The organism is Pseudooceanicola marinus (assembly GCF_002786295.1).
Taxonomy (GTDB): Bacteria; Pseudomonadota; Alphaproteobacteria; order Rhodobacterales; family Rhodobacteraceae; genus Pseudooceanicola; species Pseudooceanicola marinus.
In genome coordinates this window covers 112,293-133,061 of sequence record NZ_PGTC01000022.1, presented here as the reverse complement: position 1 = coordinate 133,061, position 20,769 = coordinate 112,293, and the positions used below count along the sequence as shown (strand labels likewise).

General features: G+C 65.3%; 14 protein-coding genes. 12 read left to right on the top strand and 2 right to left on the bottom strand.

Going from position 1 to position 20,769, the window contains the following annotated elements; all coding sequences use genetic code 11:
- Positions 1-14 precede the first annotated feature (14 nt).
- Genes CVM50_RS17685 through CVM50_RS17670 form a run of 4 tightly spaced genes read left to right on the top strand, consistent with a single transcriptional unit; the run spans position 15 to position 7,456 of the window.
- Positions 15-2,321, top strand: a complete 2,307-nt coding sequence (locus CVM50_RS17685) for an acyl-CoA dehydrogenase (protein ID WP_232618285.1) — start codon at positions 15-17, stop codon at positions 2,319-2,321.
- Positions 2,318-3,601: an acetyl-CoA C-acetyltransferase gene (locus CVM50_RS17680; protein WP_085889834.1), complete on the top strand. Its 1,284-nt coding sequence runs from the start codon at positions 2,318-2,320 to the stop codon at positions 3,599-3,601. The genes CVM50_RS17685 and CVM50_RS17680 overlap by 4 nt, the downstream gene beginning before the upstream one ends.
- Positions 3,598-5,655: a 3-hydroxyacyl-CoA dehydrogenase NAD-binding domain-containing protein gene (locus CVM50_RS17675; RefSeq protein ID WP_085889833.1), complete on the top strand. Its 2,058-nt coding sequence runs from the start codon at positions 3,598-3,600 to the stop codon at positions 5,653-5,655. Before CVM50_RS17680 ends, CVM50_RS17675 begins: the two co-directional genes overlap by 4 nt.
- Positions 5,648-7,456 carry an acetyl-CoA hydrolase/transferase C-terminal domain-containing protein gene (locus CVM50_RS17670; RefSeq protein WP_085889916.1) on the top strand — a complete coding sequence of 603 codons (1,809 nt, stop codon included), beginning with the start codon at positions 5,648-5,650 and terminating at the stop codon, positions 7,454-7,456. Before CVM50_RS17675 ends, CVM50_RS17670 begins: the two co-directional genes overlap by 8 nt.
- A gap of 23 nt (positions 7,457-7,479) precedes the next feature.
- Here CVM50_RS17670 and CVM50_RS17665 read toward each other — a convergent pair whose 3' ends face one another.
- Positions 7,480-7,956 (bottom strand): MgtC/SapB family protein, encoded by a 477-nt coding sequence (locus CVM50_RS17665; protein WP_085889832.1) that lies wholly within the window; start codon positions 7,954-7,956, stop codon positions 7,480-7,482.
- Positions 7,957-8,162: 206 nt separating this feature from the next.
- Here CVM50_RS17665 and CVM50_RS17660 point away from each other — a divergent pair, with 206 nt between their 5' ends.
- On the top strand, positions 8,163-9,791 hold the full coding sequence (locus tag CVM50_RS17660; protein WP_085889831.1) for an FAD/NAD(P)-binding protein: 1,629 nt from the start codon (positions 8,163-8,165) through the stop codon (positions 9,789-9,791).
- A 569-nt stretch (positions 9,792-10,360) separates the two neighbouring features.
- Here CVM50_RS17660 and CVM50_RS17655 read toward each other — a convergent pair.
- Complete coding sequence (locus tag CVM50_RS17655) at positions 10,361-10,681, bottom strand: nuclear transport factor 2 family protein (RefSeq protein ID WP_085889830.1); 321 nt, start codon at positions 10,679-10,681, stop codon at positions 10,361-10,363.
- A 98-nt stretch (positions 10,682-10,779) separates the two neighbouring features.
- Here CVM50_RS17655 and CVM50_RS17650 point away from each other — a divergent pair, with 98 nt between their 5' ends.
- From CVM50_RS17650 to CVM50_RS17620, 7 genes are all read left to right on the top strand, one after another.
- On the top strand, positions 10,780-11,676 hold the full coding sequence (locus tag CVM50_RS17650; protein WP_085889829.1) for a LysR family transcriptional regulator: 897 nt from the start codon (positions 10,780-10,782) through the stop codon (positions 11,674-11,676).
- Between the two features lie 693 nt (positions 11,677-12,369).
- Entirely contained in the window at positions 12,370-13,497 is a 1,128-nt protein-coding gene (locus tag CVM50_RS17645) for an aromatic ring-hydroxylating oxygenase subunit alpha (RefSeq protein WP_085889828.1), read from the top strand.
- Positions 13,490-13,999 (top strand): flavin reductase family protein, encoded by a 510-nt coding sequence (locus CVM50_RS17640; protein WP_085889827.1) that lies wholly within the window; start codon positions 13,490-13,492, stop codon positions 13,997-13,999. Before CVM50_RS17645 ends, CVM50_RS17640 begins: the two co-directional genes overlap by 8 nt.
- Before the next feature lie 227 nt (positions 14,000-14,226).
- A complete protein-coding gene (locus tag CVM50_RS17635) occupies positions 14,227-14,871 on the top strand; it encodes an HAD-IA family hydrolase (RefSeq protein ID WP_085889826.1) in 645 nt (214 codons plus the stop codon).
- Positions 14,872-14,993: 122 nt separating this feature from the next.
- On the top strand, positions 14,994-16,610 hold the full coding sequence (gene glpD, locus CVM50_RS17630; protein WP_085889825.1) for a glycerol-3-phosphate dehydrogenase: 1,617 nt from the start codon (positions 14,994-14,996) through the stop codon (positions 16,608-16,610).
- 53 nt (positions 16,611-16,663) lie between these two features.
- A complete protein-coding gene (gene glpK, locus CVM50_RS17625) occupies positions 16,664-18,157 on the top strand; it encodes a glycerol kinase GlpK (RefSeq protein ID WP_085889824.1) in 1,494 nt (497 codons plus the stop codon).
- Between the two features lie 373 nt (positions 18,158-18,530).
- Positions 18,531-20,735, top strand: coding sequence for an NADP-dependent isocitrate dehydrogenase (locus tag CVM50_RS17620; RefSeq protein WP_085889823.1), 2,205 nt, complete (start codon positions 18,531-18,533; stop codon positions 20,733-20,735).
- Positions 20,736-20,769 lie beyond the last annotated feature (34 nt).

The following is a 20,769-nucleotide window of genomic DNA, read 5'->3' as shown; positions in this document are numbered from 1 at the left end:
CGGGCAGGGTTCCGATGCTTTCCCGATCTGTCAGGAACCTCTGCCGAAGCGAGCGCGTTCTGATTGCAGGAGGATCGCAAATGTCATTTCGGAAACGCTACCTTACCCGACCAATTCACAAATGGGCCAAAGGGGTGCTTCCAACCCTGTCTGCCACTGAAGCGGAAGCGATCAATTCCGGCGACGTCCATTTCGAAGCCGAACTGTTTTCCGGCAAACCTGACTGGACCGTGCTGCGCAACATGAAGGCGCCGCAATTGACCGACGAAGAAGCCGCCTTCATCGAAGGACCCTGCCGCGCCTTCTGCGACATGATCGACCCGTGGGAGATAGATCACCACACCGGGGACATTCCTTCCGAAGCGTGGGATTTCCTGCGCGAGTACGGCTTTTTCGGCATGATCATTCCCAAAGAGCACGGGGGGCTTGGGTTTTCGGCCTACGCGCATTCCGAGGTCGTCCGCTACATCGCCAGCCATTCGGTCGTCGCGGCGGTGACGGTCATGGTTCCCAATTCCCTCGGTCCGGGCGAATTGATCCTCCAGTTCGGCACCGATGATCAGAAGAAGGAATGGCTACCCCGGCTGGCCAACGGCAAGGAGCTTCCCGCCTTCGGTCTGACAAGCGAAGATGCCGGCTCCGACGCCTCGGCAATGACAGACGACGGGGTGATCTGCAAAGGCCAGTGGAACGGCAAAGAGGTGCTCGGCATCCGCCTGAACTGGGCCAAGCGTTACATCACCCTGTCTCCGGTCTGCACGGTCCTCGGGCTCGCCTTCAAGCTGCGCGATCCGGAAGGCCTGTTGGGAGAGGCCGAAGACATCGGCATCACCTGCGCCCTCGTCCCGACTGACTTGCCTGGTGTCGAGGTCGGACGACGCCACCTCCCCTCGGGCACCATGTTCCAGAACGGCCCGACCACCGGCAAGGATGTCTTCATACCGCTCGATCACATCATCGGCGGCCCCGACTATGCGGGCCGGGGCTGGATGATGCTGATGAGCGCACTGGCCGCCGGACGCGGCATCTCCCTGCCCTCCCTGTCCGCCGCCGCAACGGCACTGGCCGCCCATACGACCGGCGCCTACTCCCGCATCCGCACCCAGTTCAACCTGCCGATCGGGCTTTTTGGCGGGGTGCAGGAGCCCTTGGCCCGGATCGCGGCAAGCGCCTACGTCATCGACGCCGGCCGTCGGCTGACCACGGCGGCGCTGGACGAAGGACACAAGCTGGCCGTCATCTCGGCCATCATGAAGTATCACGCTACCGACCGAATGCGCGACGCGATCAACGACGCGATGGACGTGCATTCCGGCAAGGCGGTGATCGACGGCCCGCTCAACTACCTGCAACCGATCTACCGGACCATCCCGATCGGGATCACGGTCGAGGGCGCCAACATCGTGACCCGCAACCTGATCATCTTTGGTCAGGGTGCCATCCGGGCCCATCCGCACCTTCTGGACGAAATGCAGGCCCTTCAGGAACCGGACGAGGACAAATCCCTCGACGCCTTTGACAAGCACTTCTGGGCCCATGTGAACCACTCCGTCCGCACCACCTTCCGCGCCGGCTGGTCCGCCTGGACCGGACGTGGCGATGCTCCGGAGGGTGCGGGCATGGTCGCCCCGATCTATCGTCGCCTGTCACGCTGGTCCGCGGCCTTCGCCCTGACCGCCGACATGGCCTTCCTGACACTCGGCGGGGCCCTCAAGCGGAAAGAGATGATCTCTGCCCGCCTCGGCGATGCCCTCTCGGAAATGTATCTGATTGCGGCCACACTGAAACGTTGGGAAGACGAAGGCCGCAACGAAGAGGACCTTCCCCTCGTGCAGCACGCTGCCGACACGGGCTTTGCCCGCATCGGCCAGGCGCTGGACGAGACAATCGCCAACATGCCCGCCAAATGGGTTGGCTGGCTGCTGCGCCCGATCATCCGACCCGGCGCACACGTGCGCGGGCCGTCCGACAAGGTGACGGAGGCCGTGGCGAAACTGGTCTATGAACCGAGCGCATCGCGTGACCGCCTGGTCAAAGGCGCCCACCCGCCCCAACCTGACAGCGGCCTTGGTCTGCTCGATACAGCTTTCAAACTTGTGATGGAGGCCGAGCCCATTACGAAACGGCTGCGCACCGCTCGCAAGTCGCCACGCGAAGGGCTTGAGGCCGGAATCCTGTCCGATGCCGAGTTCGAACAGCTGGAGCGGGTCGAAGAGGCCGTTCAGAAAGTGGTTGCGGTGGACGACTACACACCTGACGAACTGTCGCGCCTTTACCCCGAAATGAACCGCCGAACAACTTGGCCGGAGGCTGCAGAATGAGCCGCCCCGTCTACCTCGTCGATGGCGCCCGCACTCCGTTCCTGAAGGCACGCGGCAAGCCCGGCCCCTTTACACCTGTCGATCTGGCCGTTCAGGCCGGACGACCCTTGCTGATGCGTCAGCCCTTCGCAGCGACCGCCTGCGACCTTGTCATCCTTGGCTGCGTGAACGTGATCCAAGACGAGATGAACCCCGCCCGCGTTGCCGCGCTGCGCCTTGGCATGGGCGAGCAACAGGTCGCCTTCACCGTGCAGATCAACTGTGGGTCGGGCATGCAGAGCATCGACACTGCCTTTCGCTACATTCGCGACGGCAGCCACGAGATGATCCTCGCCGGCGGCACCGAAGCGCTGAGTCATGCGCCATTAGTCTACAGCCGGGAGGCCACCGAATGGTTCGGTCAGATGGTCGGCGCGAAAGGACCTATGGACAAGGCCAAGGCCCTTGCCGAGGTCCGCCCGGACTTCTTCTCGCCCGTCATCGGGCTGGAGCGTGGGCTGACCGACCCGATCACCTCGCTCAAAATGGGCCAGACCGCCGAAGTGCTGGCGCACCGATTCGGCATCGACCGGGTGACCGCCGATACCTATGCTGTCGAAAGCCACAAGCGCCTCGCCGCCGCCCAGTCCGAGGGGCGGCTGAAGGGCGAGGTGCTGCCAGTCTTCGACCGCGACGGAGAGGCGCACGAGCACGACGACGGCGTGCGCCCGGATTCCTCCGTGGACAAGCTGGCAAAGCTCGACCCGGCTTTCGAGAAACCCTATGGCAAGGTCACCCCGGGCAATTCCAGCCAGATCACCGATGGCGCGTCCTGGGTGATCCTCGCGTCTGAGACCGCCGTCGAAGCGCATGGGCTGGAGCCGATCGCAAAGATTGTCGACAGCGAATGGGCCGCACTCGACCCAGGCATCATGGGTCTGGGCCCGGTTCTTGCCGCCACGCCTCTGGCACAACGGCACGGGCTGGCCTGCAACGACATCGACCTCTGGGAAATCAACGAAGCCTTCGCCGCGCAGGTTCTGGCCTGCCTTGCCGCATGGCAGGACGATGATTTCTGCCGCGACGTGCTGGGATACGATGCCGCCTTTGGGCGGATCGACCGTGGGCATCTGAATGTCGATGGCGGAGCGATCAGCCTCGGCCACCCGGTCGGGACCAGCGGTAACCGCATCGTCCTGCACCTGGCCAATGCCCTGAAAGCGCGCGGTGCCAAGCGCGGGATCGCAACGGAATGCATCGGCGGCGGCCAGGGCGGCGCGATGCTGCTGGAGGCCGCATGACCGACGTTCTCGACGAAATCACCCCCGATGAAACGACCAACGCCCCGAAAGCGCCGGAGGCGCAGAACTGGCGACAAGAAGAGCACGACGGCACGCTGACCCTCTGGCTCGACTGCGCCGACACAGGCACCAATGTCATCTCCGAAGCAGTGCTGAGAGAACTCGACACCCTGCTGGACGAGGCGAAACAGGCCCGCCCCGATGTTCTGGCGATCCGGTCCGCCAAGCCCGGCGGGTTCGGCGCGGGCGCGGACATCGAAGGCTTTGCCGGGCTCAGCGGGGAGGATGCCGTGACAATGCTCCGCCAGGGTCACGCCGTGCTCGACAAGCTGGCCGCTCTGCCCTTCCAGACCGTCGCGGTGGTGCACGGCACGACGCTCGGCGGCGCCTTCGAGCTGGCCCTCGCCTGCGATCACCGGATCGGCGTGGACGGCGTCAAGCTGGGCTTTCCGGAAATCCAGCTTGGCCTGCATCCCGGCCTCGGCGGCACCTTCCGGCTAACCAACCTGATCGACCCCGTCGAGGCGATGCAGATGATGCTCACCGGCAAAAGCGCCCATGATAGCAAGGCGAAAAAGCTTGGCATCATCGACGCGCTTGTGCCTGAACGGCATGTCGATGCCGCCATTGCGGCGGCAGCCTCCGGTCAACTCGACCATGAGGGCAGCTTTCGCGCCTCAGCCCTGCGCACCCGCGCCGCGCGCAGCCTTGCGGCGACCCGGATGCGGTCGGAGAGCGAAAAGAAGGCCCCGCGCGCGCACTTCCCCGCTCCCTTTGCCCTGATCGACCTCTGGGAAGATCACGGTGGCGACTCGGACGCCATGCAGCAGGCCGAAATCGCCTCCTTTGCGACCCTGCTGGACAGCACCACGGCGCAGAACCTGATCCGCGTGTTCTGCCTGCGCCAACGGTTGAAGTCGGCTGGCAAGGGCGAAGATGGCATCGCCCATGTCCACGTCATCGGCGCGGGTGCCATGGGCGCGGAAATTGCCGCCTGGGCCGCCATGCAGGGCAAACGGGTGACGATCGAGGATGTGGAACTCGCTCCCCTCGGTCAGACCATCAGCCGCGCCACCAAGATATACGAGCGCAAGCACCTGAGCGGGATCGAAACACGCGACGCACTGGACCGGCTGATGCCCGATCCGGACCGGCTGGGCCGTGCGCGCGCTGACCTGATCATCGAAGCCGGGCCCGAAAAGCCCGAGGTCAAGGAGGCGATCTACTCCGAACTGACCAACGAGATGAAGCCCGGCGCGATCCTCGCGACCAATACCTCCAGCCTGCCGCTCGCCTCCCTCATCGACGCGGCCCCCGATCCGGCGCATTTCGCTGGCCTGCATTTCTTCAACCCGGTCAGCAGCATGCCCCTGGTCGAGGTCGTCTCTCACGACCTTGCCTCGAAGGACACGTTGAAGCGCCTGGCGGCGTTCACGACGGGCATCGACCGCCTACCCGCGCAGGTCACCGATTACCCCGGCTTCCTTGTCAACCGCGTCCTCGCGCCATACATGATGGAAGCGATGCTGATGCTGGACGAAGGCCACGACAAGGTTGCCATAGACCGCGCCGCTTTGGCCTTCGGCATGCCCATGGGGCCGGTCACACTGGCCGATCAGGTCGGGCTGAATATCTGCCTTGAGGTCGGGCAATCCCTTCGTGACGGCCTTGACACGCCCGTCGCCGACACGCCCGACTGGCTGCGAGAGAAGGTCGAAAATGGCGAGACGGGAAAGAAGGCGGGCAAGGGTCTTTACGACTACGAGAATGAGGACCCGCCCAAGGACCCGGCGGACGACCCCGACCAGCAGGTGATCGACCGCCTGATCCTGCCCATGTGCAATGCCGCGGTTGAGGCGCTGCGCAAAGGTGTCGCGCACGATGCCGATACGGTCGACGCGGCGATGATCTTCGGCACCGGCTGGGCACCCTTCCGCGGCGGCCCTCTGCATTACGCGAAGGTGCGCGGTGATGTGCCCGACGCCCTGCGGCAACTGGCTGAAAAACACGGGGCCCGGTTCGATCCCGATCCCGGCTGGGACACCCTTGGCTGAGCCGCTCACAGCCGACGCCATCGCCGCCGAGATCATCGACCGGACCGGGGGCGACATCCGGCTGGCCCTGCCCCTTGGCCTGGGCAAGCCTGTGACTCTCGTCAACGCGCTCACCCGCGCGGTCGCGCAACGCCCGGACACGCGCCTGTCGATCCTGACCGCACTGACGCTTGAGCGACCGGACATGTCCGAGGACATGGCGCGCCGCTTCCTCGAGCCCGCCGCGGACCGGCTGTTCGGCAGATACCCGGCCCTCGACTACGCGACGATGATGCGTGACGGGACCCTGCCCCCGAACATCGAGGTCTCCGAGTTTTTCCTTCTGGCTGGCCGATGGATCGGTGTGCCCGTAATGCAGCGGCGATATATCCCCTCGAACTACACACATGCCTACGATGTGCTGGCCGCCTGGAAGCCGAACGTTCTGATGCAGCTTCTCGCCCCGCTCGGCGACGATTTCAGCCTGTGCTGCAACACCGACATATCGGCGGACCTGCTGCGCGCCCGGCGCGAGGGGCAGCAGGATTTCCTTGTCGTCGGCGAAACCAACGCCAACCTGCCCGCCATGTCCGGACCGGAGGCCCGCCTGCCAAAGGGCGAAGTCGACCTCTGTCTCGAGTCATCGCCGGACTTCGAACTCTTCTCAGTCGTCAAACGCCCGGTCGGGCTGACGGAACACGCGATCGGCTTGCATGTCGCCAGCACGGTGCCAGACGGCGGCACGCTCCAGATCGGCATCGGTGCGATTGGGGACGCCGTTGCCCACGCCCTGCTGTTCCGGCATACCGGGAAATTCCCCGAAATCCATGCAGCCAACCCCTTCGCGCGAGAGGACTACGACGAAGACGGCGCATTCGACACAGGTCTATACGCGGTCACCGAAATGCTGGTCGACGGCCTTCTTCACCTGTTCGAAAGCGGCGCTATCCGGCGCGAAGTAGATGGCGCGGCGATCCATGCCGGATTCTTCGTCGACTGCCGGGACTTCTACGACCGCCTCAGGGCCTTGCCCGAAGAGCAGCGCGGCAAAATCCGCATGATGCCAGTGAGTTTCACCAATCAGCTCTACGGCGACGAGCCTGCCAAGCGCGCTGCAAGAACCAATGCCCGTTTCGTCAATGCTGCCATGAAGGTCACGCTTCTCGGCGGTGCGGTCAGCGATATCACCTCCTCCGCTCAGGAGGTCAGCGGGATCGGCGGCCAGTTCAACTTCATCGAACAGGCCTTTGCCCTCGACAATGCGCGGTCCATCCTGACGCTGCCGGCAACCCGCACAAGCAATGGTAAGACGGTATCCAACATCGTCTGGGATCACCCGCACGAAAGCGTGCCCCGCGCCTATCGCGACATCATCGTGACGGAATACGGGATCGCCGACCTGCGTGGCCAGCGCGACGAGGACGCGGTCGCCCGGATGCTGGCCATCACGGACAGCCGGTTTCAGGATGACCTGTTGGAGCAGGCCAAATCCGCAGGCAAGATCTCGGGCAATTACCAGATACCTGACAAGGCAAGGCGCAACGCGCCCGAAACCATCCAGCAGTGGCTGCGTCCCTTTGATCTACCGGACTTTCCCTTTGGCACAGACTTCGATGAAACAGAACGCCGCCTGCTCCCGGCGCTTGGCATGTTGTCGGACGTCCAGGGCGATACCATGGGGCTGGCAAAGCTCATCCTCAACGGAATGACCGCAGAACGGCCGAATGACCTGTTGGCGCGGATGGGGCTGGACCAGCCCAAAGGTTTGAAAGACCGCGCGATGGCCTATGCCCTGACCGGGGCGATACGCCGTGCCACCTAAGACCGGCGGCGTGGCGTGGCCATTCACGCCACTCTGCTCTCGAACTTTTTCAAAACCCCCACGATGAAAAGCGACAGCCCTGTCGCGGCCAGCGCTATGGACCAGACACCAAGGCCGGTGGCGGTCCCGATCGCTGCGACAAGCCAGAGGCTCGCACCGGTGGTCAGCCCCTTGACCTCACCGCGTGTGAAGACGATGAGACCCGCCGCCAAAAACGCGACACCGCCCGTGACCGCCTCGATCATCCGGACCGGGTCCATACGCACGTCATCACCGAAATCCCGACCCACAAGGTCAAGCGACAGAAGGCAGTAGCAGGCCGACGCCAGCCCGACGAGCATATGTGTCCTGAGCCCCGCCGCATGATCCTTGGTTTCACGTTCGAAGCCTATTACGGCGGCGAAGACCAGCGCTCCTATGATACGGACCATGACAACTGGCCAGGGCAGCGTGCTGTGTCCGGAAAATTCCGTCGAAAGTATTTGTAAGATATCAGTCATTAGGTCAGTCAGGTCTCTGATCTTTGAACGCCATTGAAACAGGAACCAAACAGAGAGTGTCAGAGTTCCGATCCGGGCTAATTCAAGCACGCCATTATAGACCTGTATTCCCGTTCGACGCTTATCTCCCGCATGGCATCAATCAAGACCCAGCTCTGTGCAAAACGCGCTGTTATCGCCCCTGAACTCATCCCGGATGGCATCCAATGAACAGACAGATCGACCGGAAGATCGCAATCATCGGCCTCGGGCCAAGAGGGCTCGGCGCGCTCGAAGCGCTGTCGCAAGGTGCGAAATCAAGGGGGCGCCGTCTGCAAATCGATATCTTCGATACCTGCGCGTGGCCCGGCGCCGGGCCGAACTTCGACCCGCACGAACCCACGCACTGTCTGCTGAATATTCCTCTTCGGGATATCCATCTTCGGGCACCGGCTGACCTTGACGTGCGTTCATTCAGGGATTGGATGACCCCGAACATGGGGGAAGACGCTTTCCCCCCGCGGGCCGATCTCGGCAGATATCTTCAGCAGCGATTTGCGAAGCTGACGCTCTCCCGGTCAAACCTGCGAATAACGCGGGTGCCGGAGACCATAGAACGCGTCCTGCGCACCGAAGATGGCTGGCAACTCAGCGTCGGGTCAGAATCGCATGGCCCCTACGACGAGGTTCTGATCGTTCCCGGCCAGCCTCCGATCCGTCCCGACGACCAGCTTGCGGAATGGCAGGACCATGCAGCTCACACAGACGCCGAACTCGCCGAGGCCTATCCCGCCCGCCGACTGCAAGCGGCTGCGGAGAACTGGGCTGGGCGCACGGTCGCGGTCCGGGGGTTCGCCCTGTCGTCCTTCGATGTCATCCGTGTGCTGACGCTTGGACTGGGCGGAGAATTTTCCGACGATGGCTACATCCCTTCGGGCAAAGAACCCGCGTGCATCATTCCGTTTTCGCTGAACGGACAGCCACCCTATCCAAAACCGGAAACCGAAGACATAGACGCCCGATACGAACCTACTCCGGACGAAACCGCGCTTTTCGCCAGGGCGGTATTTGAGGCGTCAGTCGGATCGGCGGCGGAGGCCAAAGCCCTCCTGACCGACGCGCTTACCCCTCCGGTTCAGCGCATCCTGTCAGCTTTTGTGCCCGGAACGAGCGATACGGCGATCCGCGACTGGTTGGAAAGGGAATGGACCGATCCCGGTTGTCAGGAAACCGCCCCGGCGCAGGAAACCCTGACGCAGGGCATCGCTATGGCCGACGGCAGCCTCCCGCCCACGATCGGCTATGCCGTGGGACAGCTCTGGCGGAAATGGCAGGACCCGCTGCGTCAGGGCTACAACCCAGCCACTACGCCGCCGGATACTGCGGCGATACTCGTCGGCTTCGACGAGGGGCTCAAACGGTATTCCTACGGCCCGCCAGTCAGCGCCTGCCGCGAACTGCTGGCGCTCATCCAGACCGGGATCGTCACGGTCGATCTGGCAAAAGATCCCGACATCACGCTCACCGACACCGGCTGGCATCTGACCAACGGGACCCACAGCGCCGCGGCGGAGATCATGATCGACGGCGTCCTGCCCTCTCCCGATCCGACAAAGGTCACATCCTCACTGTTGTCTGGCCTGATACACGGCGGTTACCTCACCACGCTGGACGACCTCGGCGCCCGCACCGCGCCGGACGGACGGCTGATCGACCGGAACGAGAAGCCCGTTCCGGGGCTAAGCCTTTTGGGGCGCCTCGCACTTGGAAGTGTAATTGCCGCCGACAGTCTGCACGATTGCTTCGGCGAGGCTTCGTCGAGATGGGCCGACGGCGTTCTGAGGCGCATTGACTGAACGTCCTCCGCCAGGCCGCAGCGCCGCAGCCTACTCGCCCCCGCCCTGTATGAAACTGCCTCAACCACCCAAAACCCTGGTGATCCGGGGGAGCGCGACGGCACAACTGCCCACACCAACGCCCTGAACAAGGTCGATGATGGCCGCCTGTCGACGCTCGCGGCAGAGCGCACACCAAATTACAGAACGCCGACATTGTTCGCACCAAAAGTTGCGACCTCGTCGTTCAGCGAGTTGCCGTATTTCTTGTGCGGCGACGACGCCATCGAACCTTGCAATCAACCATCGGGCGTATTTGACGCGCTGCGTCGCTGATGTTCCGCCGCAGAGAAAAGCGGCCGATCTCATGATCCTTCACCTCGAAGAAACATGCAGTCCCGGCCGAGAATAGAACTCGAGGCTCCTGTGTCGTGGCGCAAGGCTGACCGAGCTCCGTTACTATCTGAAATGCCCGATCCGGCTGCGCCGACTATTGCGGGACCTTTTTGTCTTTTGTCGGCGCCCCTGACCTTCCCATGTCGCGCCGTTGACCAGTGGCCACGTCCCGTTGTGGTGTATGAGCCCGATAATCATCCGATCTCCAGACAGGTGATCCGGTCACCGCTCAGCCCGAAACGGAAGGTCAGAACGGCCGGACTTCCGGGGAAATCTCCGCTGACACGGGCGCGCACGACCGTCTTGCCATCGGCCTCCGTCATCTCCAGTGGCTCCGCGCTGTGGTTGTATTTCGCCTTGGCCGCCTGCCACCAGCTGATGATCTGCTGCGCCCCTTGCAGCGTCTGGCCTTCGTCCTGAACCTCGGCATGGGGCGCGAAGGCTGCGGCCAGCAGGCAGGCATCCTGCGGCGCGCGGGCGGTGAAATAGGTCTGGATCGGGTCTGGCAGGTTCATCGGAACGCTCCTTTTCGGGGGATGAAAGAAAGATAGGGATCGACCGGCGCCCCGATAATCGGGATAAAACTGCATCCAGCGATGACAGAATCGGGACAATGAAGGATGTCAGTCTCAGGACGCTCGACGCGGTTCAGGCGATTGCACGCCTGGGCAGCTTTCGCGCGGCGGCGCTGGACCTCGATGTCTCTACCACCGCCCTGTCGCACATGATTGCCAGGCTCGAGGGCGATCTGGGCGTGCGGCTTTTCAACCGGACCACCCGCAGCGTGTCGCTGACGGATGCGGGCCGGTCCTTCATCGACCGTGTTTCCCCGGCCCTCGGCGATATCCGCGACGCACTGGACCAGGCCCGCGCGCTGCGCGAGACGCCCTCGGGACAGCTGCGCATCAACGCCTCGGTCCAGGCCGGGCGGGCCATCGCGCCGCTCGTCCTGGAGTTCCTGCGCCGCTATCCGGAGATGGAGGTCGACCTCGTCACAGAAGGCCGGTTGGTCGACATCGTGGCGGAAGGGTTCGACATCGGGGTCCGGCCAGCCGACCTCGTGCCGCGTGACATGATCGCCCTGCCGCTCGGGATCCCACAGCGGCATGCGGTCGTCGCCTCGCCCGGCTGGCTGGCGAGGAAGGAAGCCCCCCGCAGCCCGGCCGACCTGCCGGTGCAGGACTGCATCCGGGTCCGCCTTCCGAACGGCGCGCTCTATCGCTGGCAGTTCGAGAAAGACGGCGAGGTCGTGATGTTCGACGCGAAGGGGCGGCTGACCATAGACGAGGCCGAGGTCGCCAGATCAGCCGTCCTGGATGGCGTCGGCATCGGCTATTTCATCGAACAGGATGTGGCGGAGGACATTGCGAGCGGCCGCATGATCCGCATGCTCGAAGACTGGACGCCCCCGCGCCCCGGTTTCTGCCTCTATTACCCGGGGCGCCGCAATCCCTCCGCCGGGTTCTCCGCTTTCCTGAACATGGCGCGCAGCAGCAAGGCCGCGTCCTGAGCCGAGGATTACGACGACGCACACGACCCCCGCGCGAGATGGGGCACCACCTGTGGCACATTCTTCATTTCTGCCCAAAATGAATTGACACCATATACTATAGTTTTCTATATTTTACATGTAGTTCAATAACTTAGCTTAGAATCCTACCACCCCAGCCAATTTCCTCGAAAATTTCAGTCTTCCAATAGGATAGCCGTTTATCGAGCGCCCCCCCGTGTCCACGTCCTGGTGGTTCACAGACTGGTTCACATCGTGCGCAGTGTAGACCGCGCGAACCGTCGAGAAAGTGGGGGCTTCATCTCGTTCGCAGAAACGGGATCTTCTACGTCCGGCGTCGCTGACCCTAGAAACTCCACAGCCTCGCTGCGACCGCGCTTCTGTCGGTGTCGCTGCGCACCCTCGTCCTCTCCGAAGTGGTAAAGCGGTCATCGGGCCGGCGGTCGCGTTTCAGGCCATGGCGCGACCTCGCGAACGGGTCCGCCGGCCCCTGCCCGGAAAAGCCGTTGCCCAATTCCACATCCCGCTTTCATCCTCCGCACGGATCCGACCGTTGCCTTCGGCAGATCTTCCTTGCTTTCTAGGGGCAAGAGGTGCCGCAATGGAAATCAGGTGCTTGCAAACGACCTCCCCCGGGTTCGCCCGGTCGAGATCCAGCCGCGCCGTTCCACCAGGCCACCCCAGGAGAGCAAGATGAACGTCCATGATCCCGCCGCCGAACTGCGCGCCAATGTCGCCGTGCCCTTCGAAAGGGCGCAGGCCATGCCGGTGTCGGTCTATACCTCGGAAAGCTTCCAGGCGCTGGAGCAGGAGCATGTCTTCGCGACATCCTGGCTGTGCGCGGGTCGCGTGGACGCGCTGAAGGAACCCGGCGATTACCTGACGATGGAGATCTCGGGCGAACCGATCCTGGTGCTGCGCGACCGCGAGGGCGTGCTGCGCGCCATGTCCAACGTCTGTCGCCACCGCATGTCGACCCTGCTGGAGGGCCGCGGCCGCGTGCGCGTCATCACCTGCCCCTACCACGCCTGGACCTATGCGCTGGACGGCTCGCTGCGCGGGGCGCCGGCGATGGACATGAACCAGAGCTTCTGCAAGGAGGCCAACAGCCTGCCCGCCATCCGCTGCGTCGACTGGAACGGCTGGATCATGGTCACCCTGAACCCCGACCTGCCCGAACCACAGGAGCAACTGGCAGAGGTCGACGACCTGGTGGGCTACCTCGGCATGGCCGACTACGTGGAGACCTTCCGCGAAGAGCACCGCTGGAACACCAACTGGAAGATCCTGGCCGAGAACTTCATGGAATCCTATCACCTGCCCATGTGCCACGGCGGCACCATCGGCGGCGCGGTGAACCTGCGGCAGATGACCTGCCCCGAAGGCAAGGCGCATTTCAACTATCACCACATCCTGAAAGACGACAGCATCGCCCTGTCGATCGCCCACAAGGACAACACGACGCTGCAGGGCGAGGACCGGCTGCGCACCTGGCTGATGGCGATCTACCCCTCGCTCTTGATTACGCTGACGCCGGGCTACTTCTGGTATCTCTGCCTGACCCCCGACGGGCCCGGCCACGTGAAGATCCTCTATGGCGGCGGGCTGCACCCCGACTTCGCCGCCGACCCCGACGCGGAGACACATTTTTCCGCATTGAAAGGCCTTCTCGATCACGTCAATGACGAGGATCGTGGATGCACCGAACGCGTCTGGCGCGGCATGCAGGGGCGGTTGGCCCGTCCCGGCGCGCTGAGCCATCTGGAACGCCCCAACTACGAATTCGCCCGCTGGATCGCGAACAGGATACCCGATGTCTGAAGACCCCCTCCGCCAGAACTTCCTAGAGGCCATGTCCCGTGCGGCCACCACCGTCAACGTGGTGACCACCGACGGCCCGGCGGGACGCGCCGGCGTCACCGTGTCGGCCATGGCCTCCGTTTCGGCGGATACCGAACGTCCCACCCTGCTGGTCTGCCTCTACCACAAGGTCAGCGCGGTGGACCCCATTCGCGAAAACGGCACCTTCTGCGTCAATGTCCTGCGCGAGGACCAGGCGCGCATCTCGGACGCCTTCGCCGGCCGGGTGCCCGATCTCGCCTCGCGCTTCGACGCGGGAACCTGGCACGACACCTCTCTGGGCGTGCCGCGCCTCGACGGGGCCATCTGCTCCTTCGTCTGCCGCATCGACGCGGCCCAGCTTGTCGGCACCCACTACGTCGTCTTCGGCGCGGTGGAGGAGGTGGTGCTGGGCGCCCCCGGCAAGCCGCTGGTCCACGCCAACCGTGGCTACGCCGCGCCGCTGGCGCTGGACGGCCACTGACCCGACGCACCGCGCCGGATTAGAACCGCGAGTCTTTATTCCCTGCCACCTGTCTGACCCCGATTGCCAAAGCTTTGGGCACAGGCTATCTGGCCGCCCGCATGGCGTCAGGCTTCGCTTTGCCCGCACCTCCCCCCGGCCTAGGCAGAAGGAAGGGAGGCACCGCTTCGGGGGCTGAAGACGTAAGGCACCCGGACCGGTGACATTGTTTATGAGTAGGGAGGGGCATGGCACGCCTTGTATTCGATCTTGACGGGACGCTGATCGACAGCGCGCCCGACGTCCGCGGCATCGCCAACGGCATCTTGGCCGCGCTGGAAGCGCGCCCGCTGTCGCTGCCGGAAACACGCCGGTTCATGGGGGAAGGGGTCCCCACCTTCGTCGATCGCATGATCGCCTCGCGCGAGTTGGACCCCTGCCTGAAGCCCCGCATGCTGACGGAGTTCATGAAACACTACGACACGGCGGTCGAGCTGACCCGGGTCTACCCGGGCGTGCCCGAGATCCTGGCCAGCCTGTCGACCGAGGGCCATCGGCTGGGCCTGTGCACCAACAAGCCCGAACGCCCGGCCCGCGCGGTGCTGCGCCACCTGGACCTCGACGGCGCCTTCGACGCCATCGTCGGGGGTGACACGCTGAACCGTCGCAAGCCGGATCCGGCGCCGCTGCACAGCACCTTCGACCGGCTGGGCGACGTGGGCGCGCAGATCTACATCGGCGACAGCGAGACGGATGCGGAGACGGCCCTGCGCGCCGACGTGCCCTTCCTTCTCTACACCAACGGCTACCGCAAGGGCGGCGGGGGGCTGACCTGCCGCGCCGCCTTCTCGGACTTCGCGGAACTGCCGGCCCTGGTCGCCCGCCTCAGCTGATCCCCTGGCGCGGCAGGCTGCCGCGCGGGGCCACCACGTTCACGCCCTCTCACGCCGCATCGCTTTGACAACCGGCGCCAGCCGATGTCATCTGCGCGCGACGCCCCAGAGGGAGATCCCCCATGTCCGCGCCCGAGACCGCCACGCCTGCCACAGCCCCCCCGACCGACCGCTTCGACCTTTTCGTCATCGGCGGCGGCGTCAATGGCTGCGGCATCGCCCGAGACGCCGCGGGCCGGGGCCTGCGCGTCGGGCTGGCGGAGATGGGCGACCTGGCCGGCGCCACCTCCTCCGCCTCGACCAAGCTATTTCACGGCGGCCTGCGCTACCTCGAATATTTCGAATTCCGCCTGGTGCGCGAGTCGCTGATCGAACGCGAACAGCTGCTGAAGGCGATGCCGCATATCTCCTGGCCCATGCGCTTCGTGCTGCCGATCCACCCCGAGATGCGGTTCGAGAATTCGACGCCCACCTCGCGCCTGCTGAAGCTGGTGATGCCCTGGATGAAGGGCCGTCGCCCGGCCTGGCTGATCCGGTTGGGCCTGTTCCTCTACGACAATCTGGGCGGGCGGGAGATCCTGCCGGGAACGAAATCCCTGTCGCTGGACGGCACCCGCGAGGGCGCGCCGCTGAAGGACAGCCTGCACCGCGCCTTCGAGTATTCCGACGCCTGGGTGCAGGACGCCCGGCTGACGGTGCTGAACGCCCGCGACGCCGCCCGCTGGGGCGCGCAGATCCTGCCCCGCACCAAGGTCACGGGCGCGCGGCCCGACGGCGACGGCTGGCAGGTCGACTTGCAGGATGCCGAGACGGGCGAGACCCGCCAGATCAGCGCGAAGGCGCTGGTCAATGCTGCCGGCCCCTGGGTCGCGGACATGCTGAACGGCACCCTGGGCCGCAACTCCGAGGCCGGCATCCGCCTGGTGCGCGGATCGCACATCGTCACGCGGCGGCTTTACGACCACGACAAATGCTATTTCTTCCAGGGTTCCGACGGGCGGATCATCTTCGCCATCCCCTACGAACAGGACTACACCCTGATCGGCACCACCGACATGGACCACCCCGACCCCGATCAGCCCCCCGAAATCACCGAGACGGAGATCGACTATCTCTGCGCCTTCGCCTCGGAATACTTCCGCGAGCCGGTGACCCGTGCCCAGGTGGTCTGGACCTACTCGGGCGTCCGCCCGCTTTATGACGACGGGGCCTCCTCGGCCTCCGCCGCCACCCGCGACTACACCCTGCGGATGGAGGGCAGCGGTCCACCCCTGCTGTCGGTCTTCGGCGGCAAGATCACCACCTACCGGCGGCTGGCGGAACATGCGATGGACCACCTGGCAGAGCATTTCCCGACGATCCGCGCGCCCTGGACCGCGGGCCGCCCTCTGCCCGGTGGCGACTTCCCGGTGGAGGAGGCCGAGCACCGCATCGCCGAGCTGCTGAAGGCCTATCCCTTCCTCGGCCCCTCGGGCGCGCAACGCCTCTTCCGCCACTACGGCACCGAAGCGGCGGAGATCCTGGGCGACGCCAGCAGCGCCGCCGACCTGGGCCGGGATTTCGGCGCGGGGCTGTCGGAGGCCGAGGTACGCCACCTGATGACCCGCGAATATGCCCGCACCGCAGAAGACGTGGTCTGGCGCCGCACCAAGCTTGGGCTACGTCTGAACGAGGACCAGATCGCTGCGCTGGACGCCTGGATGGCCGAGGAACGGAGCCGTCAGAACAACCTGACCTGACAGAAGGATCAGGCCGGAGGAAAAGCGGCCAGAGAAAAACGGGAGGAGACCGCATGACCCATATTCTCGCCATCGACCAGGGCACCACCTCGACCCGGGCGCTGATCTTCGACGCCGACATGGCCCCCGTCGCCTCCGCCCAGCAGGAATTTCCCCAGCACTACCCGCAGTCGGGCTGGGTCGAACATGACGCCTCCGACCTGTGGTCCTCCACCGCCGCCACCTGCCGCGCGGCGATCGAGAAGGCGGGCGTCAGCCCCGACCAGATCGCCGGGATCGGCATCACAAACCAGCGCGAGACGACACTGATCTGGGATCGCGAAACCGGCCGCCCGATCCATCGCGCCATCGTCTGGCAGGACCGCCGCACCTCCGATCTCTGCGCCCGGCTGCGCGATCAGGGCCACGAGGCCCGGGTGACCGAGATCACCGGCCTGCTGCTCGATCCCTACTTCTCCGGCACCAAGGTCAAATGGCTGCTCGACACGGTCGAGGGCGCGCGGGAGGCGGCGGAGGCCGGCAAGCTGATCTTCGGCACGGTCGATACCTACCTGATCTGGAAACTGACCGGCGGCGCGGCCCATGTGACCGATGCCACCAACGCCGCCCGCACCCTGCTCTACGACATCGAGGCGGGCACCTGGTCGGAAGAGATCTGCGATCTGCTGGACATCCCCCTATCGATGCTGCCCGAGATCCGCGACTGCGCCGATGACTTCGGCACCACCCGCCCCGATCTCTTCGGCCGCCCGATCCCGATCCTCGGCGTGGCGGGCGACCAGCAGGCCGCGACCATCGGCCAGGCCTGCTTCACCCCCGGCATGGTGAAATCCACCTATGGCACCGGCTGCTTTGCCCTGCTGAACACCGGGGATGAGCTGGTGCGCTCCTCGCACCGGCTGCTGACCACCGTGGCCTACCAGCTGGACGGCAAGCGGACCTATGCGCTGGAAGGCTCGATCTTCATCGCCGGCGCCGTCGTGCAGTGGCTGCGCGACGGGCTGAAGATCATCCGCGAGGCCGCCGAGACGCAGCCCCTGGCCGAACGCGCCGATCCGACCCAGACGCTGGTGCTGGTGCCCGCCTTCACCGGCCTGGGCGCCCCCTACTGGAATGCCGAGTGTCGCGCCGCAATCTTTGGCCTCACCCGCAACTCGGGTCCTGCGGAATTCGCCCGCGCCGCCCTGCAATCGGTAGGCTTCCAGACCCGCGACCTGCTGGAGGCGATGCACGCCGACTGGGACAGCGAGGCCCATGGCCAAGGCGCCACCCTGCGCGTCGATGGCGGCATGAGCGCCTCGGACTACGCCATGCAGTTCCTCTCGGACATCCTCGGCGCCCCGGTGGATCGCCCGGCCAACGTGGAAACCACCGTGCTGGGCGCCGCCTGGCTGGCAGGCCACCGCGCGGGCCTCTACCCCGACCAGGCGGGCTTTGCCGAGAACTGGGCGCTGGACCGCTCCTTCGCCCCGGCGATGGAAGACGACGAACGCGCCCGCCTCTACGACGGCTGGAAGCGCGCCGTCACCGCCGCCCAGGGGTTCTGAACGGCGCGCCCCACTTTTGCCAGAGGCCCCTGCCCGGCTGCCACGGGCGGGGCACAGGCCGCCCTTCGCTCTGCCCCCCTGCTTCACCTTGTCGGAAATACTCGCGGGGGGTGTCCCGGCCCCGCCGGGACGGGGGGCAAGGCCCCCTCCCCCGGCAGCCACGGGCGCAACGCCCGGCTGATAGCGCGAAACCCCGCGTGGCAAGGCTCTGCAAACTTGCCTTCCCCCCGCCCAGCCTCTAGGGATTTGCGGGACGCCCCCGCACCCGGGGGCCTCCGCCTGTCCCCGGGCGCCGCCCGGATGACCGACCGTCCAACCGACGCCGCGCCGTTCCAGGCCGGACCTTCCGAAGATCGCGAAAGGGAGAAGAAACATGGCTGACAAACAGACGCCCGATATTGTGTATACCAAGGTAGACGAAGCGCCCGAACTGGCCTCCGCCTCCCTGCTGCCGATCATCCGGGCCTTCGCCGCGCCCGCCGGCGTGACCATCGGCACCCGCGACATCTCGCTCGCCGGCCGCATCATCGCCACCTTCCCCGAGTATCTGACCGAAGAGCAGCGCCAGGAAGACGACCTGGCCGCCCTGGGCGAGCTGGTGAAGACCCCCGAGGCGAACGTCATCAAGCTGCCCAACATCTCCGCCTCCGAGCCGCAGCTGGTGGCCGCGGTGAAGGAACTGCAGGCCCAGGGCTATGCCCTGCCCGACTACCCCTATGAGCCCTCGACCGACGAAGAGAAGGCCGTCCGCGCCAAGTACGACACCATCAAGGGCTCCGCCGTGAACCCGGTGCTGCGCGAAGGCAACTCCGACCGTCGCGCGGCCGCTGCGGTGAAGAAATACGCCCAGAACAACCCGCACCGCATGGGGGAATGGACCGCCGACAGCAAGACCACCGTCTCGGCCATGTCCTCGGGCGACTTCTTCTCGAACGAGAAATCCACCACCCTGGCCGACGCCGCGACCGCCAAGATCGTGCTGGAAACCGCAGAGGGCGAAACCGTCCTGAAAGAGGCCGTCTCCTACCCCGCTGGCACCGTGGTCGATGCGACCTACATGTCCGCCGCGGCTCTGGACGCCTTCCTGGCGGAACAGATCGAGGCAACCAAGAAGGCCGGCACCCTCTTCTCGCTGCACATGAAGGCCACCATGATGAAGGTCTCCGACCCGATCATCTTCGGCCACGCGGTGAAGGAATGGCTCAAGCCCGTGTTCGAAAAGTACGGCGACAAGATGAAGGAGCTGGGCGTGAACCCCAACGGCGGCCTGGGCGCCCTGCTGGAGCGCGTCAAGGACGAGCCGGAGATCCTGGCAGCCATCGAAGAGGTCCGTGAGACGCGTCCGCCGATGTACATGGTGAACTCCGACAAGGGCATCACCAACCTGCACGTGCCCTCCGACGTCATCATCGACGCCTCCATGCCCGCGCTGATCCGCGACGGCGGCAAGGGCTGGGGCCCGGACAACGCCCAGCACGACACCAACTGCGTGATCCCCGACAGCTCCTACGCACCGGTCTATGACGCGACGATCGAGTACTTCAAGGCGAACGGCAAACTGGACCCGGCCACCGCCGGCACCGTCCAGAACATCGGCCTGATGGCCCAGAAGGCCGAGGAATACGGCTCCCACCCGACCACCTTCGAGATCCCCGCCGCGGGCACCGTGAAGATGATCCTGGAAGACGGCACCGTGCTGCATTCGCACAGCGTGGAGAAGGGCGACATCTGGCGCTCCGCCTCCGCGCGCAAGGCGCCGATCGAGGACTGGGTGAACCTGGCCATCGAACGTCAGGCCGAAACCGGCTACCGCGCCATCTTCTGGCTGGACGAAGCCCGCGCCCACGACGCCGAGCTGATCTCCTTCGTGAAGCCGATCCTGGAGGCCAAGGGCGTGGCCGACAAGTTCGAGATCATGGCGCCCCGCGAAGCCACAGTTGCCTCGCTGGAGACGATCACCAAGGGCGAGAACACCATCGCCATCACCGGCAACGTGCTGCGTGACTACCTGACCGACCTCTTCCCGATCCTGGAACTGGCGACCTCCGCCAAGATGCTGTCGATCGTGAAGCTGATGCAGGGCGGCGGTCTGTTCGAGACCGGCGCTGGTGGCTCGGCCCCCAAGCACGTGCAGCAACTGATGGAACAGAACCACCTGCGGTGGGATAGCCTGGGCGAGTTCTGTGCCCTCGGCGAGAGCTTCAAGTTCCTGGGCAATGCCAAGGGCAACGCCAAGGCAAAGGTGCTGGGCGAGGCGGTGGATGCCGCAACGCAGGGCATCCTCGACAACGGCCGCTCGCCCTCGCGCAAGGTAGGGGAACCCGACAACCGCGACAGCCACTACTGGTTCGCCCGCTACTGGGCCGAAGCCCTGGCGGCCCAGTCCGACGACGCGGACCTGGCCGGCCACTTCGCCCCGATCGCGGCCCAGCTGGCCGAGAAGGAAGCGGAGATCACCGGTGAACTGGCCGCGGCCCAGGGCCAGGCGGTCGATCTGGGCGGCTACTACCACGGCGACTTCGACAAGACCGCTGCGGTGATGCGCCCCTCGGCCACGCTGAACGCCATCCTCGGCTGAACCGGCCCGAGCCGCTGATATGAGAGCCCCCGCC

Coding starts and splice junctions, on each gene's coding strand:
- CVM50_RS17685 (WP_232618285.1), top strand. CDS start 15: ATGCTTTCCCGATCTGTCAGGAACCTCTGCCGAAGCGAGCGCGTTCTG.
- CVM50_RS17680 (WP_085889834.1), top strand. CDS start 2,318: ATGAGCCGCCCCGTCTACCTCGTCGATGGCGCCCGCACTCCGTTCCTG.
- CVM50_RS17675 (WP_085889833.1), top strand. CDS start 3,598: ATGACCGACGTTCTCGACGAAATCACCCCCGATGAAACGACCAACGCC.
- CVM50_RS17665 (WP_085889832.1), bottom strand. CDS start 7,956: ATGACTGATATCTTACAAATACTTTCGACGGAATTTTCCGGACACAGC.
- CVM50_RS17660 (WP_085889831.1), top strand. CDS start 8,163: ATGAACAGACAGATCGACCGGAAGATCGCAATCATCGGCCTCGGGCCA.
- CVM50_RS17655 (WP_085889830.1), bottom strand. CDS start 10,681: ATGAACCTGCCAGACCCGATCCAGACCTATTTCACCGCCCGCGCGCCG.
- CVM50_RS17650 (WP_085889829.1), top strand. CDS start 10,780: ATGAAGGATGTCAGTCTCAGGACGCTCGACGCGGTTCAGGCGATTGCA.
- CVM50_RS17645 (WP_085889828.1), top strand. CDS start 12,370: ATGAACGTCCATGATCCCGCCGCCGAACTGCGCGCCAATGTCGCCGTG.
- CVM50_RS17640 (WP_085889827.1), top strand. CDS start 13,490: ATGTCTGAAGACCCCCTCCGCCAGAACTTCCTAGAGGCCATGTCCCGT.
- CVM50_RS17635 (WP_085889826.1), top strand. CDS start 14,227: ATGGCACGCCTTGTATTCGATCTTGACGGGACGCTGATCGACAGCGCG.
- glpD (WP_085889825.1), top strand. CDS start 14,994: ATGTCCGCGCCCGAGACCGCCACGCCTGCCACAGCCCCCCCGACCGAC.
- glpK (WP_085889824.1), top strand. CDS start 16,664: ATGACCCATATTCTCGCCATCGACCAGGGCACCACCTCGACCCGGGCG.
- CVM50_RS17620 (WP_085889823.1), top strand. CDS start 18,531: ATGGCTGACAAACAGACGCCCGATATTGTGTATACCAAGGTAGACGAA.